At 71.6% G+C, this 15,451-nt stretch carries 15 protein-coding genes; 9 read left to right on the top strand and 6 right to left on the bottom strand.

Annotated features, from left to right (window positions below; genetic code table 11):
- Positions 1 to 75: 75 nt before the first annotated feature.
- The 3 genes from ACIF8S_RS12080 to ACIF8S_RS12070 form a co-directional block, all read right to left on the bottom strand.
- Entirely contained in the window at positions 76 to 876 is an 801-nt protein-coding gene (locus ACIF8S_RS12080; RefSeq protein WP_399998897.1) for an SDR family NAD(P)-dependent oxidoreductase, read from the bottom strand.
- 134 nt (positions 877 to 1,010) lie between these two features.
- Entirely contained in the window at positions 1,011 to 1,616 is a 606-nt protein-coding gene (locus ACIF8S_RS12075; RefSeq protein WP_399998896.1) for an HD domain-containing protein, read from the bottom strand.
- A 78-nt stretch (positions 1,617 to 1,694) separates the two neighbouring features.
- Positions 1,695 to 2,423: a DsbA family oxidoreductase gene (locus tag ACIF8S_RS12070; RefSeq protein ID WP_399998895.1), complete on the bottom strand. Its 729-nt coding sequence runs from the start codon at positions 2,421 to 2,423 to the stop codon at positions 1,695 to 1,697.
- A gap of 370 nt (positions 2,424 to 2,793) precedes the next feature.
- Between ACIF8S_RS12070 and ACIF8S_RS12065 the strand changes: the two genes are divergently transcribed.
- From ACIF8S_RS12065 to ACIF8S_RS12050, 4 genes are all read left to right on the top strand, one after another.
- A complete protein-coding gene (locus ACIF8S_RS12065) occupies positions 2,794 to 3,672 on the top strand; it encodes an alpha/beta fold hydrolase (RefSeq protein ID WP_399998894.1) in 879 nt (292 codons plus the stop codon).
- Between the two features lie 98 nt (positions 3,673 to 3,770).
- Positions 3,771 to 4,352 (top strand): TetR/AcrR family transcriptional regulator, encoded by a 582-nt coding sequence (locus ACIF8S_RS12060; protein ID WP_349794999.1) that lies wholly within the window; start codon positions 3,771 to 3,773, stop codon positions 4,350 to 4,352.
- Between the two features lie 146 nt (positions 4,353 to 4,498).
- Complete coding sequence (locus ACIF8S_RS12055; RefSeq protein ID WP_399998893.1) at positions 4,499 to 5,368, top strand: GyrI-like domain-containing protein; 870 nt, start codon at positions 4,499 to 4,501, stop codon at positions 5,366 to 5,368.
- A 535-nt stretch (positions 5,369 to 5,903) separates the two neighbouring features.
- Complete coding sequence (locus ACIF8S_RS12050; RefSeq protein ID WP_399998892.1) at positions 5,904 to 6,485, top strand: dienelactone hydrolase family protein; 582 nt, start codon at positions 5,904 to 5,906, stop codon at positions 6,483 to 6,485.
- A 4-nt stretch (positions 6,486 to 6,489) separates the two neighbouring features.
- Here the strand turns inward: ACIF8S_RS12050 and ACIF8S_RS12045 are convergent, their stop codons facing one another.
- Positions 6,490 to 7,494 (bottom strand): SDR family NAD(P)-dependent oxidoreductase, encoded by a 1,005-nt coding sequence (locus ACIF8S_RS12045; protein WP_399998890.1) that lies wholly within the window; start codon positions 7,492 to 7,494, stop codon positions 6,490 to 6,492.
- Between the two features lie 84 nt (positions 7,495 to 7,578).
- Between ACIF8S_RS12045 and ACIF8S_RS12040 the strand changes: the two genes are divergently transcribed.
- The 3 genes from ACIF8S_RS12040 to ACIF8S_RS12030 all read left to right on the top strand — a co-directional run bounded on the left by ACIF8S_RS12040 (position 7,579) and on the right by ACIF8S_RS12030 (position 10,368).
- On the top strand, positions 7,579 to 8,520 hold the full coding sequence (locus ACIF8S_RS12040) for an AraC family transcriptional regulator (RefSeq protein ID WP_399998888.1): 942 nt from the start codon (positions 7,579 to 7,581) through the stop codon (positions 8,518 to 8,520).
- 34 nt (positions 8,521 to 8,554) lie between these two features.
- Positions 8,555 to 9,229, top strand: coding sequence for a DNA alkylation repair protein (locus ACIF8S_RS12035; protein ID WP_399998886.1), 675 nt, complete (start codon positions 8,555 to 8,557; stop codon positions 9,227 to 9,229).
- Positions 9,230 to 9,378: 149 nt separating this feature from the next.
- Positions 9,379 to 10,368, top strand: coding sequence for an LD-carboxypeptidase (locus ACIF8S_RS12030; protein WP_399998885.1), 990 nt, complete (start codon positions 9,379 to 9,381; stop codon positions 10,366 to 10,368).
- 215 nt (positions 10,369 to 10,583) lie between these two features.
- Here ACIF8S_RS12030 and ACIF8S_RS12025 read toward each other — a convergent pair whose 3' ends face one another.
- Both ACIF8S_RS12025 and ACIF8S_RS12020 read right to left on the bottom strand, forming a co-directional pair.
- Positions 10,584 to 11,189 carry a TetR/AcrR family transcriptional regulator gene (locus tag ACIF8S_RS12025; protein ID WP_399998884.1) on the bottom strand — a complete coding sequence of 202 codons (606 nt, stop codon included), beginning with the start codon at positions 11,187 to 11,189 and terminating at the stop codon, positions 10,584 to 10,586.
- Positions 11,186 to 12,670, bottom strand: coding sequence for an MFS transporter (locus ACIF8S_RS12020; protein ID WP_399998883.1), 1,485 nt, complete (start codon positions 12,668 to 12,670; stop codon positions 11,186 to 11,188). The genes ACIF8S_RS12025 and ACIF8S_RS12020 overlap by 4 nt, the downstream gene beginning before the upstream one ends.
- Before the next feature lie 290 nt (positions 12,671 to 12,960).
- On the opposite strand from ACIF8S_RS12020, the gene ACIF8S_RS12015 reads away from it, so the two are divergent.
- The gene (locus ACIF8S_RS12015) at positions 12,961 to 14,400 is read left to right on the top strand and encodes a Gfo/Idh/MocA family protein (RefSeq protein WP_399998881.1); all 1,440 of its coding nucleotides are present in this window, start codon (positions 12,961 to 12,963) and stop codon (positions 14,398 to 14,400) included.
- Positions 14,401 to 14,437: 37 nt separating this feature from the next.
- Positions 14,438 to 15,433 carry an NEW3 domain-containing protein gene (locus tag ACIF8S_RS12010; protein WP_399998880.1) on the top strand — a complete coding sequence of 332 codons (996 nt, stop codon included), beginning with the start codon at positions 14,438 to 14,440 and terminating at the stop codon, positions 15,431 to 15,433.
- The last annotated feature ends 18 nt before the right edge of the window (positions 15,434 to 15,451 follow it).

The following is a 15,451-nucleotide window of genomic DNA, read 5'->3' as shown; positions in this document are numbered from 1 at the left end:
GGCTCCGCGGGCTCCTGCGGAGACGGGGGCCGCCGGCCGCAGGCCGCCGGGAACCACGGCGGGCGCCACGGCCGCTCAGAAGGCGGAGCGGATCAGCCCGCCGTCGACGCGAAGGGTCGCGCCGCTGACGTACTGGGCGACGTCGCCGCAGAGGTAGGCCACCGCTGCCGCGATCTCGTCCGGAGCCCCGAACCGGTTCTGATCGTTCGGAATCATGGCCTCGACGGCGTTCTCGTGGATCTCCTCCCACGTCTCGCCCCAGCCACGCGCCGGGCCGATCTCGGTCACGAACTGCTTGGTCGCCTCCACAAGGATCGCCCCAGGTGAGACGACGTTCGAGGTGACTCCGGTGCCCTTGAGATCACGGGCCAGGGAGACCGCCAGATTGTGTCGTGCGGCCAGAGTCGCGTTGTACTGCGGGTGCGCCGGCAAGGGCTGAAGTCCGAGGCCGCCGCCGATGGTGACGACCCGGCCCCAGCCCCGCTCCCGCATCGCCGGGACCAGGTGCTGGATCATGCGCACACCTGAGACGACGTTGATGTTGTAGGTGTCGTTCCATTCGCCGGAACTCGCCTCGGCCCACGAAAGGTTGCGGTAGAAGCCCGCGTTGTTCACCAGGATGTCGACGGGTCCGTCGGCCTGGGCCGCGCGGGCGACCTCGGCGGCGCCCTCGTCCGTGGCCAGGTCACCCAGGGCGGCGGTGGCGGCGCCACCAGCAGCCTGGATCTCGTCGACGACGCTCCGCACCCGGTCGGTGTCCCTTCCGTGGATGACGACGGCCGCGCCCTCCGCGGCCAGGAGCTTCGCTGTGGCCGCGCCGAGTCCGGCGCTCGAACCGGTGACGAGGGCGCGCTTGTTCTTGAGGTTGAGGTCCATGTCCTTGGCTCTGTCTCTTGAAGGTTGCTCGCGCTTCAGGCGGGCGGTGACGGAGCTGATGGGGATGGCACGTCGTTGAGTCCACCTTAGTCACGGACCCCGCGACGCGCGCGCGCACATGTCGGCGGGCGCTGTCAGAAGGCGGGGTTCACGCCCGTGCTGTCCGGGTGCGCCCGGTGGGCGGCGAGGAGGCCACCGGGCCAGCTGGAGGGCGGGGCCTTGTCCGGGGATCGCAGAGCCTGCGCCACGACCGCGTCGCCGAGCGCCGTCTCGATGTCCAGGCGCGGGATGCGATCGAGGGCGCGGGCCAGTGTCTCCCGGTCGCCGGCCTCGATGAGGTCGGTCCTGCCGAAGTCCGCCAGGACCGCCAGTCTGACGAGCCTCGGCAGCGTTCCCATCCGCTCCGCGATACCGGGAGAGGTGTGCAGCGCCACGGCCTCCCAGACCTGCCGCACGAGGGGTTCGGGCCACCCTTGGTCCGTCAGGAACGTGCTCGCGGCGTCCGCGCCCTCCACTTCGAAGCGCTGCGGTCCGTCGTGGGCCGCCGCCGTCCCCGTGTCGTGGAACAGGCAGGCCACGGCGAGTGCTTCGCGTTCCTCACCTTCGAGGCCCTGCTGCCGCCCCAGGTGGTCCGCCAGCAGCCACACGCGGACGCTGTGGTTGAGGATCGCGGGATGCAAGATGTCTCGTACGTACGCGTGCGCCAGGTCGCCGGTCGGTCCGGCGAAGGTGACGTCCATGACGAACCTTTCCCGTGCGGTGGTCGCCCAGGAGGGCGTGCTGCGAGGTGTCGCGTGCCGTGAGGTCTCGGTGCCGTTCTACCCGACGGGGCCGGTGCCGGAGGGCACCGCGCAGGATCCGTCGGCTTCACACCCGGCCCGGTCCGCAGTGGCGACGAGCGTCGGCCTGGGCGCGTGATCCCGCCAAGCGCGCTCCAGTACCTGCGCGAAGAGTTCGACCGGCTGGGCGCCCGAAACACCGTACTTCCCGTCGACCACGAAGAACGGCACGCCGGTGACGCCGAGCCGTGCGGCCTCTGCCTCGTCATGACGCACCTCGTCGGCGTACGCCTGAGGGTCGGCGAGTACCGCACGGACCTCGGCCTCGTCGAGTCCGGCGCGGACCGCGACCTCCACCTGGTGACCGGCGTCGTAGATCGAGCGTTCGGAGGCGAAGTTCCCCTCGTAAAAAAGATTCAGCAGTGCGTGCTGCCGTCCTCGGGCCGCCGCCAGGTGCAGCAGGCGGTGCAGGTCGAAGGTGTTGCCGTGGTCCCGGAAGTCGACGAGGTAGGTGAGCCCTTCGTCCGCGGCGACGCGACCGAGGTTCTCCTCAGCCGCCCGGGCCGCTGCCGGGGTCATGCCGTACTTCGCCGCGTGGGCCGTGTCGGTCGTGGAGCGGATGTGCGTCAGCCGGGGGTCGAGTTCGAAGGAGCGGTGGGTCACCTCGACGTCGTCCCGGTACGGGAACGCGGCGAGGGCCTTCTCGAAGCGGGCCTTGCCTATGAAGCACCAAGGGCAGGAGATGTCCGACCAGATGTCGACTCGCATGATGTTGCTTTCTCTCCAGGGCTTTCCAGGTGAAGACAGCGGGGTCGCGCTGGCAGCCCGCCAACAAGCGGACGAGACCCGCGCTCGACGGTACGATATGCCGACCAGACGGTCAAGAATGATGCGCCATCCCTCCCGGGTTCCGTCTACGTCGCAGCTCGCGGACAACTCCCAGCCGATCAACCCTGAAGTACCGATCGGTCGCGTAATCGCCGACGGAGCCGACGCCCATCCACTCCTGGCGCTTGCGCCCCTTTCAAAGGGGGCGCGACCTCCATCCCTAACCGTTGAAAAACATTTGACAGGTTAGGCGACTGAGGGTCTACTTGAGGCGAGGTAGCCCGTCGTCCAGACATTGAGGGGTCAGGCAATGACTGAGGTACGCCATCAGTACGCAACGGTGTCGGGACACCGGGTTCACTACCGTGAGGCGGGCCCCGGCGACGCGCCCGTGCTCGTGCTGCTGCACGGGTTCCCGTCCAGCTCGCGCATGTTCCGCAACCTCGTACCGGCGCTGGCCGACCGGTTCCGGGTCATCGCCCCGGACCACATCGGCTTCGGACACTCCGACACCCCGGCGCACGACGCGTTTCCCTACACCTTCGACGCCCTGACCGACGTCACCGAAGGCCTGCTGCGCCATCTCGGCGTCAGGCGGTACGCGATCTACGTCCAGGACTACGGCGCCCCGATCGGCTGGCGGCTCGCCCTGCGCGACCCGGACGCGATCACCGCGATCGTCACCCAGAACGGCAACGCCTACGAGGAGGGTCTGGTCGAGGAGTTCTGGCTGCCGGTGCGGGCCTACTGGGACAATCCCGGACCGGACACCGAGGCCGGGGTCCGCGCCGCCCTGTCGCTGGAGGCCATCCGCTGGCAGTACCTCCACGGGGTCGACCGGCCCGAACTGGTCGATCCCGAGACCTGGACCGCCGACCACCGCGACGTGAGCCGCCCCGGCAACGACCTCGCGCAGCTTTCCCTCTTCCGCGACTACGCCACGAACCCGCGCCTCTACCCGGAGGTGCACACCTACTTCCGTGAGAGTCAGGTGCCATTGCTCGCCGTCTGGGGTGCCGGGGACGAGATCTTCGGCCCCGACGGGGCGCGCGCGTTCGCCAAGGACCTGCCCGACGCGGAGATCCACTTGATCCCCGGCGGAGGTCACTTCCTCCTCGAGAGTCACCTCGACACCGTGGCCGGGTACATGCGCGGCTTCCTCACCGGCGCCGGGCGGCTGTCGGGTTAGCCGATGCCCGACGGCCGGCGCCGCCGGTCCGGCCGGTCCGGCCGGGGCAGCCAACAGGGCATTTTGACTGTTCGTTCTCAAATGGTTAACCTTGCGGCATGGCAAGGGTCAGGGAGTTCGACACCGAGGCGGCGGTGCACGCCGCCATGGACGCTTTCCGCTGCAAGGGCTACGAGGGCACGTCGATCCAGGACCTCGTGGAGGCCACCGGCGTAGGCAGGGGGTCGCTGTACGCGGCTTTCGGCAACAAGGACGGCCTGTACCTGGCCGCCATGGACCGCTACCGCCAGCTGTACGCCGTGCCGCTGATCGACATGCTGCGCGCGGGTACTCCGGCGCGTGAGCTCCTGCGTGAGGTGCTGGTGGCGACGGTGGACGACATCGTCCAGGACGGCGCCCGCAAGTCGTGCCTCATCGTCGGCGCCACGACCGAGCGTGTCACGCAGGATCCGAAGGTCGCGGCGCATGTGCGGGCGACGACCTCGTCGATCGAGGACGCGCTGCGCGACGTCATCAGCTCGGCTCAGGCCGACGGGCAGCTGCCCGACACCCGGAACGCCCGCGACCTGGCCCGCTATCTCATCGTGACGATGCAGGGCCTCAAGGTGATGGGGGCGATCAACCCCGACCGCGACTCGCTCATGACGGTCGCCGAGACGGCCCTCGACACCCTTGGCTGACGGAGGCCTCCTCCCTCCCCTCCCCTTCCTGTTCGCCACCATCCGTCTGCGGCGGAGCCCCCTACTTCCATGTGATCGGATCGGTTCGCAGCGGTCGGGCGGGGGCCGGGCGGTCGCTGCCAGGGTTGACGGCGAAGGGAGGCCTCATGATCTCGGCACTCAACCAGCTCGTCGACCGGGTCGAGGAGCAGCTCACCGGGGAACTCGACGTCAGGGAGCTGGCGGCGGGGCTCGGGACGACCGAGTACCACCTGCGCCGGATGTTCTCGTCGCTGGCCGGCATGCCGCTCTCGGAGTACGTGCGGCGGCGGCGCATGACCGTCGCCGCCGGTGATGTCGTCCACGGCGAGGAAGACCTGCTGGAGATCGCCGTCCGCCACGGGTACGGGTCGCGTGAGGCGTTCGGACGTGCGTTCCGGGCGGTCCACGGCGCCGGCCCCGCGGAGGTGCGCCGCGACGGAGGCCCCCTGCGTACGCAACCGCAGCTCAGGTTCCGCCTGACCGTCGAAGGGAGCACCCCCATGGACACCCGCCTCACCGACCGCCCCGCGTTCCGCCTCGTCGGACACTCCACCCGGGTCCCGCTCATCCACCACGGCGTCAACCCGCACATCCTGCAGCACATCGCCGCGATTCCGCAGGAGGAGCACCAGCGCCTGAAGGAGCTCGGCGACGCCGAGCCCGCGGGCCTGCTCCAGGTCAGCGACGACGTCGACCCCGACGCTCGGGAGGGCACCGAGCTGACCTATCTGCACGGGGTCGCCCTCGGCCGGGACACACCGGTCCCGGACGGGCTCGACGCCATCGAGGTGCCGGCCGGCATGTGGGCGGTGTTCCGTACCAGCGGGCCGCATCCCGAGGCCCTGCAGTCGGCGTGGGCGGCGACCGCGACCGAGTGGTTCCCGTCCAACCCGTGGCGGCTGCGGCCCGGGCCCTCGGTCGTCGCGGTCCTCGACCGCGCGGCCGACTTCTCCACCGCGACCTGCGAGCTGTGGCTTCCCGTCGAGCGGCCGTGACACCGCGGCCTGCCTGACACCGCGATGGCCGCGGGCCCCGCATGAAGTATGTTGAGCGCTCGAACCGGTGGTCAGCGCCTGCGTTCTGCTGTGTGTGGGCCACGGCCGCGCTGCCGGCGAAGGGGTACGGCTCCGGCCCGCTCAGCGATCATCGCCGGCCTGGCCTTCTACCTGATCCATCGCTTCGGTCGGTACATGCTGCTCCGGGGCATCGTGGGGCTGTGCTTCGCCATGGGCCGGCTCACCACCGCGCGCGGAAGGCGGAACACGCTGCAGTACGTCGGTCACAACGTCCCCAGCTGGGGAGTCGCGGTGCTGGTCCCCTGTTCATCGGTCACGGCGCCGGGCCGCTCCCGGAACCGCCGGTCGGGCCCGAGCTGGAAGGCGTCGCCGCCCCGGCCGTACGCCGAGCCGCCGCTGTCCGGACACCGCGCCGCCACCTCGGTGGAGATCGCCGGAAGGCCGACACTGTTCGACGCTTTTCGAATAGTGTCGGCGCCCAGAGTATCCACCGACCACGGGCGAGGAGTTCACCATGGCAGAGGTCGTGCTGTTCCATCACGTGCAGGGGCTGACCTCCGGAGTCGTCGCCTTCGCCGACGAGCTGCGCGCCGTGGGACACACCGTCCACACGCCCGACCTGTTCGACGGGCGCACCTTCGCCTCACTGGAGGAGGGCTCCCGGTACGTCCAGCAGGTCGGCTTCGGCGAGATCACCGCGCGCGGGGTCCGCGCGGCCGGTCCCCTTCCTGACGACGTCGTCCACGCCGGCTTCTCGCTCGGGGTGCTGCCCGCCCAGAAGCTGGCGCAGACGCGGGCGGGGGCGCGGGGCGCGCTGCTGGTGCACGCCTGCCTCCCCGTGTCGGAGTTCGGTCCGGCCTGGCCCGGGAAGGTGCCGGTGCAGGTGCACGCCATGGAGGACGACCCCTTCTTCACCGAGGACGTCGATGCCGCTCGCTCGCTGGTCGCCGAGCATCCCGACGCGGAGCTGTTCCTCTACCCGGGCGATCAGCACCTGTTCACCGATCGCTCGCTGCCGTCCTACGCCCCGGACGCCGCCAAGCTCCTGACGCAGCGGGCGATCGACTTCCTCGGTCCCGTCGAGGACCGGCGCTGAGCGGTCAGCGTCCGCGAAGGGCGTCCGTCGCGTACTCCCAGAGGCGGTCCGCGGCCTGCGGGTCGAGGGCGTGGGCGGCGACGCCGTCGGCCGGGTTCTCCTCGTCCATGACGGTCCGTGCCTCCTGGTTGTCCTCGAAGTAGCGGCCCGTCACCCCCTTGAGCAGGGGCGAGGCGGCCAGCAGAACCGACGTGGCGGCTCCCTGGGCGGGTGTCTTGTAGTACGGGAGCGGCGTCAGGTTGCCCTCGTCGTCCATCACGCCGAACGCGCGCATGGTGTCGTCGTCGAGGTGCCGTTGCAGGTTGGTGAGGATGTAGCCGGGGTTCAGCGCGTTCGCCGTGATGCCGTCGGCGGCCCAGCGGCGGGCGCCCACCGCGAGGAGCACGTCGGCCGACTTCGACTGCCCGTAGGCGGCCCAGGGGTCGTAGGGGCGCCGCTCGAAGTGGGGGTCGTCGAAGTCGAAGGGCGCGTTCAGGTGGGCGCCCGAGCTGACGACCACGATGCGGGCGGCGCCGGCCTCCCTCAGGTATGGGTGCAGGCCGGTGGCCAGGGCGAAGTGGCCCAGGTGGTTGGTGGCGAGCTGCATCTCCCAGCCGCCGGGGGTGAGGGTGCGGGTGGGCAGGGCCATGATGCCCGCGTTGGCGACGAGGATGTCGAGCGGGCCGCGCCAGGCCCGCACGAAGGCGTCGACCGAGGTGAGGTCGGAGAGGTCGAGGGCCGCGGCGCGCACGGCACCGGCGCCGTCGATGCCGGCCAGTTCCCGCACGAGCGGTTCGGCGCTCCGCGGACGGCGGGTGGCGACCGTGACCTCGGCCCCGGCGGCGGCCAGCGCCCGAACGGTCTCGGCGCCGAGCCCCGAGGCGCCGCCGGTGACCACGGCGCGGCGGCCGGTGAGGTCCACGCCGTCGATCACCTCCCGTGCCTCGGCGCGGGAGGTGAACGGGGTGGTCAGGAGGGCGGCGGCCGGGTCGTGACGCAGCGGCCGGGGAGCCTGGGGGTTCGTTGTCATACTTCGACGCTACGGCGGGTGGGCTGGACGAGCTATGGTTGACCGTCCTGCTTTCTTTAGCCGTCGTACGAGTCGGAGGTTGTCGTGGATCCACTGGAGGACGTGCTCACCCTGGTGGAGACGCGCGGCCATCTCTCGACGAGTCTGGCGGCGGGCGGACGCTGGGCCGTGCGGTTCGAACCGCCGCAGGGGGTGAAGTTCAACGCCGTCCGGCGCGGCTCCTGCCTGCTGGAGGTCGACGGTGTGGACGGGCCGATCGCGCTGGCGGAGGGCGACTGCTACCTCCTCACCGGTGCCCGGTCCTTCACCCTGCGCAGTGACCTCGAGACCTCGCCGGAGCCCGCCGGTCCCTTGTTCGCCAGGCCGGAGGACGGTGTGGCCAGGGCAGGCCAGGGAGACGACGTGTTCCTGGTGGGTGGGCGGTTCTCCTTCGGTCCCCGTGCGCAGGAGCTGTTGCTGGACCGGCTGCCTCCGGTGGTGCACGTCCCGGCCGGCACCCCGCACGCGGAGACGGTGCGCTGGGCACTCACCGCCATCGACGAGGAGCTGGCAGGCGGGCAGCCGGCCGCGGGGCTCGTGGCCGAGCATTTGGCCGTCGTCATGCTCGTCCATGTGCTGCGGCTGCACCTAGCACGCGACCCGGACACGGCCTCGGGGTGGCTGGCCGGACTCTCCGACCCGGTGGTCGCCACCGCGCTGGCCTCGCTGCACCGGGAGCCGGCGCGTGCCTGGACCGTCGCGGAGCTGGCACGGGCCGCCGCGGTGTCGCGGTCCACGCTGGCCGTACGCTTCAAGGCGAGGGTGGGCCAAGGGCCGCTGGAGTACCTCACCCGGTGGCGCATCGAGCTGGCGGCCCGGCAGCTGCGGGAGGGCAGCGCGACCCTCGCGATGATCGCCCGCTCGGTCGGCTACGGATCGGAGAGCGCCCTCAGCGTCGCCTTCAAGAGAGTCATGGGGGCCTCTCCCGGCGACTACCGCAGGCAGCAGGCGGGGCCGTCGTCGCCGCAGCCGGACACGCCGACATGAGCTGGCCGGCGCACGCGAGGGACGGGAGAGCGGGATGGCCGGGACGACGGAGCTGACCGGGGTGATGGCCGAGCTGGCCGCGCTCGACGACCCCAGGATCCGCGCGGTGAACGAGAAGCACGGCGACGACCACGGGGTGAATCTCGGCAAGCTGCGTGCGCTCGCCAAGCGGCTCAAGACGCAGCAGGAGCTCGCGCGGGAGCTGTGGGCCACCGGGGACAGCGCGGCGCGGCTGCTGGCGCTGTTGGTCTGCCGCCCCAAGGCGTTCGACCGGGACGAGCTGGACACCATGCTGCGCGAGGCGCGCACGCCCAAGGTGCGGGACTGGCTCGTCGGCTACGTCGTGAAGAAGAATCCGCACGCGGAGGAGCTGCGCGTCTCCTGGTTCGCCGACCCCGATCCACTGGTCGCGAGCGCCGGGTGGGCGCTCACCACCGAGCGGGTGGCGAAGAAGCCGGAGGGTCTGGACCTGGCCGGGCTGCTCGATGTCGTGGAGGCGGAGATGAAGGACGCCCCGGACCGGCTGCAGTGGGCGATGAACCACTGCCTGGCGCAGATCGGCATCGAGCACCCCGGACACCGCGCCCGCGCGATCGCCGTCGGCGAGCGCCTTGAGGTGCTCAAGGACTACCCGACGTCCCCGGGCTGCACGTCTCCGTTCGCGCCCGTGTGGATCGACGAGATGGTGCGCCGGCAGCGGGCCGGGTGACAGCGCGGGTGTGCGTGGCCGTCATTGCACGGTCGGCTGCCTTCACCCGCGCGGCGTCGACGCGGTCCCGTGCACTCGCTCGCCGAGGCGGAATACCGGTGGCGCGGGCGATGTTGGCCGCCATCGTCGATCAACGACGAGGAGAGGTCATGCCTGCGATTCTTCGGCCGCGTGCGCTGCGCCCCGGCGATCTTGTGGTGGTCACCGCGCTGTCGGGCCAGCTCGAGCCGGGAGAGGAGCCGCTGCTCGCGCGGGGTGTGGCGATCCTCGAGCGGATGGGGTTCCGCGTACGGGTCAGTGCGGCGGTCGACCCGGCGCGGAGCCGCTGGTGGGCGGCGGGCACTCCGGCCGAGCAGGCGGCCGAACTCAACTCGCTGCTCCGTGACCCGGAGGTGCGGGCCGTCGTCGCGCACACCGGCGGACAGGCGACCGTCGGGTACCTGGATCTGATCGATCTGGAGGCGATCCGGGCCGACCCGAAGCCGATCGTGGGCTACAGCGACATCTCGCTGCTGCACATGGCGCTGCACGCGCGGACCGGCCTCGTGGGCTTCCACGCGGACATCGCCACCCACGGGTTCGGCAGTGACTGGTACACGCTGGGCGACGAGGCGCGTCGCGCCGAGCTGGTCGACCTCTACACCCGTGTGCTGACCAAGACGGAGGCGTTGGGCGCGTTGCCGCCGCAGGGAGTCTGGGAGAGCTGGCGGCCGGGACGCGCGGAGGGACCGCTGTTCGGCGGGCTGCTGAACCGCCTGATCCTGCTGCAGGCGACGCCGTTCGCGCCGGGCGCCGACCGGTTCGAGGGCGCCGTGCTGTTCTGGGAGGAGCTGCAGCGGCCGGTCTCCCGTATCTGGAACGACCTGCACACACTGCGGCTGTCCGGGGTGCTGGACCGGATCGCGGGGATGGTGGTCGGCGTCCCGACCGAGGTCACGCCCCATGAGGGCGGTGGGGGCCGCGCGGAGCTGCGCGACGTCGTGCTCGACGTCCTGGGCGAGCGTGACATCCCGGTGCTCGCGCAGGTCGACTTCGGCCACACCTCGCCGAACCTGCCGCTGCCCCTCGGTGTCCGCGCACGCGTGGACGCCGACAGCCGGACGCTCGCTCTGCTCGAACCGGCGGTCGCGGGGAGCTGACCCGCACGCCGCCTCGGCTCGGCGTCACGCGGTGGCGGTCCGGGGCCGCGCGACCCCGGTCCGGCGTCGCGCGGCCCCGGTGGGGCGGATGGCCCGGTCCTACGCTCACCGGGCGGCGTGGGCGAGAGGCACCGGCCGCCCGCCTCGTGAGGCGGGCAGGTAGGGCGGGCCGGCACACGCCTCACCGGGCGGCGTGGGCGGGACCGGGACCGGCCCTACGCGTCGGTGGGCGAGGTGGGCGTCAGTTGGGCCTGGACGAGCGGGCCGTAGCGTGCGACGGCCTCCTCGACCGGCGTGGTCCTGAGGTCCGTTCCCCGGGCGATGCCGAACATCACGCCGAGGCCGACCAGCGCGGCGAGGGCCAGTTCCGCGCGCAGGCCGGCGCCGGGGCCGGGCAGGCGGGCGGCGAGCCGACCGGTGACCTGCGCGCGGAAGTTGGCGCGCAGGATGTCGCCGTGGTCGCCCTGCAGCGGCGCGAACGCGATCCGCAGCAGGGGGTCGGACCCGCGTTCGCGCTGACTGACCAGGACGTGCCGGACCATGTGCCGCCCGAGGTCGTCCAAGGGTGCGTCGAGGAGCGCGGCGGCGTCCTCCTCGAAGGACATCACGCGCGCGAAGACGGCGTCCTTGTTGCCGAAGTACTTGAGGACCAGTGGCGGGCTGACCCCGGCGCGCTCCGCGACGGCCTTGAGGGTGATGTCGGCGTGGGCGTGGCGGGCGAGGAGGTGGCGGGCGGCGCGCAGGATGGCCGCCTTGGTCGCCTCGGCGTCCCGCCGGCCGGTGCGGGGTGCCGCGCCGGGCGGCAGGGGGTCGGTGCTCACGCTTCCTCCATCGTGCTGTTGTCGGCGACGGGCCGGGCGTCCTTCGCACGGGCGGGCCCGGCCCCGGGGGCCGGGTCGCCGGGGATGAGCAGCGCCACCGCGCAGGCGACGAGGGCGATCGTGCCGGCGAAGCCGAAGGCCATGAGGTAGCCGTGGAGCGTGGGCAGCGGGAGGCCGCCGACCGGGCTGGTGTGGTGCACCAGGACGGCGGCGACGGCGGCGCTGGAGACGGCCTGTCCCACGGTGCGCATCAGGACGTTGACGCCGTTGGCGGAGGCGGTCTGCGTGGCGGGGACGGCGCGCAGGATCAGGGCGGGGAGCGCCGAGTAGGCGAGGGTGGTGCCGATGGAGACGACCGTCGCGCCGACCATGATCATCACCAGGGAGCGGCTGTCGGCGATGCGTACGCCGTAGCCGGCGGCGATGACCGCGGCGCCCAGGGCGAGGGTGATCCTCGGTCCGCGCGCCGCCGATATGCGGGCGGAGAGCGGGGACAGCAGCAGCATGACGACGCCGCTGGGCAGCAGCACCAGACCCGTCTGGACGATGGACAGCCCCAGGCCGTAGTCGCTGGCCTCGGGGGCCTGGACGAGCTGCGCGGTGACGAGTGTGTTCGCGTAGAAGGCGAAGCCCGTCAGGAGGGCGGCCACGTGGGAGAGGCCGACGCGCGGGCTGGACACCAGCCGCAGGTCCACCAGCGGGCGTTCGGCGCGAAGTTGGTGCAGCCACCACACGGCGAGGACGAGGACGGCCGCGGCGAACAGGCTCAGGACCGGGGCACTCCCCCAGCCCCACTGGCCGCCCTGCGACACCGCGAGCAGCAGGCAGACGAGGCCGGCGGCCAGCTCGAGGGCGCCGGTGACGTCGAACCGGCCGGACTCACGCACCGGTGACTCGGGCACCGCCCAGCGGATCAGCGCGACACCGGCGGCGCCGAGGCCGGCGGTGACCCAGAACATGGCGTGCCAGTTCGCGTACTGGATGATCAGGGCCGCTGCGGGCAGGCCGAGTGCGGCGCCGATGCCGACGGTGGAGCTCATCAGCGCGATGGCGGAGCCCCGGCGTTCCGGGGGCAGTTCGTCGCGCAGGATGCTGATCGACAGCGGCACCACGGAGACCGCGGCGCCCTGGAGGGCCCGGGCGGTGATCAGCAGCGCGATGTCGGTGGTGAGCGCGCAGACGACCGACCCGGCGGTCATGAGGGCGAGGGACAGCAGCAGCACCCGGCGCTTGCCGTACATGTCGCCGGCCCGGCCGAGGACGGGGGTGAGGACGGCGCCGGACAGCAGGGACGCGGTCACCATCCAGGAGACCGCGGCCGCCGACGCCCCGGTCAGACGGGGCAGGTCGGGCAGCAGGGGGACGACGACGGTCTGCATGACCGCCATGAGGATGCCGCCGTAGGCGAGGACCGGGATCGTGAGCCGGGCCCTCAGTCCGGCGCCGCCGGTCGGGTCGGGTATCGGGACGGGCGACGCCATGAGGACTCCAGTGGCGGAATGTGCGGTGAATGGTGATTCACCTTAGCAGTGAATTCCTATTCACCCGGATGGAGGGTCGCCGAGGACGCAGGGAGCGCTCGCATCAACTCCGCCTCCGGATTGCCCAGTTACGCCTGGAATGCCACTTCTCCTCCTCCCTGCGCAACGTCGTTTGCGCGTTTCTGCTCGAAGTGACGCCTCTTCGAGCACCTATTGACATGTCTCTGTCGGTCCCGTCAGAGTCGTTGCCGCCAGTGATGCCCGGTCGTGGATCGAAGGAGCGTTCACTCATGCCCGAACTTCCCGCTGTCTCCCGCCGATTGCTCCTGGGAGGTGCGCTGGCCACCGGGGTGGCGGCCGCCGGTGCGGGTGCGGCGCACGCGGCGCCGGCAGCCGCTGCCGGCGGCGCCGTTCCGGTGCGGACACCGCCGCGCCGTCCCGGTCAGAGATCGATGATCGACGTCCCCTTCGACGCCCGCGAGACCGTCCGCGTCGGACTGATCGGACTCGGCAACCGGGGGTCCGGCATGGCCGAGGGCTGGGCCGCCGTCCCCGGGTGCCGGGTGACCGCCGTCTGCGACATCCGCGCCAACCGCGCCGCGTCCGTGGCGAATCGCCTCGTCGCCCTGGGCAAGCCCCGCCCCGTCGAGTACGGCGGCTCCGAGGACGCCTACGCGCAGATGCTGCAGCGCGACGACATCGACCTCGTGTACATCGCCACGCCCTGGGAGTTCCATCACCGCCAGGGGAAGGCCACGCTGGAGGCAGGCAAGCACGCGATCGTCGAACTGCCCGTCGCCACCGAGCTCGACGAGCTGTGGGACCTCGTCGACACCTCCGAGCGCACGCGCCGCCACCTGATGCTGTCGGAGAACTGCTCCTACGGCCGCAACGAGCTGGCCATGCTGAAGATGGCCCACGACGGGCTGTTCGGCGATGTCACCAACGGCCACGGCGGCTACCTGCACGACCTGCGTGACCTGCTGTTCTCCGACACGTACTACACCGACGCCTGGCGGCGGCTGTGGCACACCCGCAGCACCGCGTCGTTCTACCCGATGCACGGGCTGGCGCCGATCGCCGCCGCGATGGACATCAACCGCGGCGACCGCATGACAGTGCTGCGGGCGACCGCCACCGAGCCCAAGGGCCTCGCCGACTACCGGGAACGCTTCATCGACAGGTCCCATCCCTCGTGGAAGGAGACCTACATCAACGGTGACCTCGTCACCTGTCTGATCGACACCGCCAAGGGGCGGGTCATCAGGGCGGAGCACGACGTCAGTTCGCCCCGGCCGTACAGCAGGATCAACAGCCTGGCCGGCAGCCGCGGCATCTTCGAGGACTACGCGGGCACCTCGGCGACCGGGGGACGGATCTACGTCGAGCCGGACCACAGCGGGCACTCCTGGCGCGACTTCGACTCCTACCGCAAGGAGTTCGACCACTGGCTGTGGAAGAAGATCGGCGACGACGCGGCGAACAACGGCGGCCACGGCGGCATGGACTACGTACTGCAGTGGCGGACCGTCCAGTTGATGCGTGCCGGGCTGGTGCCGGACATCGACGTCTACGACTCGGCCTCCTGGTGCGCCCCCGTGCCGCTGAGCGTCAAGTCCCTGGCCGCGGGCGGCCGTCCGGTGGAGATCCCGGACTTCACCCGTGGCTCGTGGGTCAACCACCGCATGGGCCTGGACTCCCGTGAGTCGGCCATGCCTCCCGTCGCGTGACCGCCGTACCGGACGACCGAGCTGAGGAGCAGGACGTATGAAGGCGACCCGATGGGTCAGTTCCCTGAGAGCCCTGGCGGTGGCCGCGGCGATGACGGTGGCCGCCGTACCCGCCGCCGCCGCGGAGTCCCCGAGGCCGTCACCCGCCGCGCGGACCGAGGTGTCGGTCGCGCCGGTCGACCTGGACGGTCCGGCCATCGAGACCGTCCAGGTGACCGTGAAGAACGCCGGGCCGCAGCGGATGCGGTCGCTGAAGGTGGCGTTCGCGGGGCCGGTCGGCTGGGCGGTCCAGCCGACCGTCACCACCGTCTCCGGTTCGTTCGCCGCCGGCGCGACCGCCTCGGCCGAGTTCCGGATCCAGGTGCCGGAGAAGCGGAGCGGGTTCACGCTGCGCACCTTCACCGCCACCGCCACCTACACCGGTGGTGACGGGGCGGGTTCGGCGACCGGCACCCGCACCGAGACCGTCGGCGCTCCGCTGCCCGATCTCGCCGCCGCCTACAACAACGTGGGGATCACCGACGAGAGCGACCCCGCGCCGGGCAACTACGACGGGGACGGCAACAGCTTCTCCGCGCAGAAGCTGGCGGCGGTCGGACTGACGCCGGGCAGCACGGTGCGGGCCCTCGGCGCCGACCTGACCTGGCCGGACGTCGAACCGGGTACCAAGGACAACGTCTCCTCCCAAGGCCAGGCGATCACCCTGAGCGGGCAGGGAAGCAGACTCGTCCTCCTCGGCTCCGGGGTCACCGGCGGAGCCACCGGTACGGCGACCGTGTACTACACCGACGGCACCAGCAGCCGGGGCTCGTTCGGCTTCCCCAACTGGTCGTTCGACCCGGCGGACGCGCACGGTGCCACGCTGGTGGCGTCCAGCGACGGCCGCAACCGGCCGGACGGGTACGGCAACGCGGGGATCGACTACCGGATCTTCGCCCACTCCGTGCCCCTGGACGCGACGAAGCAGGTGCGGTTCGTGGTGCTGCCGTCCAACGGCAACGTCCACGTCTTCGCGATGGCCGTCGCTCCCTAGGCGAAAGGCCGTTGACCG

The organism is Streptomyces sp. NPDC085937 (assembly GCF_044540535.1).
Lineage (GTDB): Bacteria > Actinomycetota > Actinomycetes > Streptomycetales > Streptomycetaceae > Streptomyces.
Note: the sequence above shows the minus strand (reverse complement) of the source record. Positions and strands in the feature narration are given on the sequence as shown.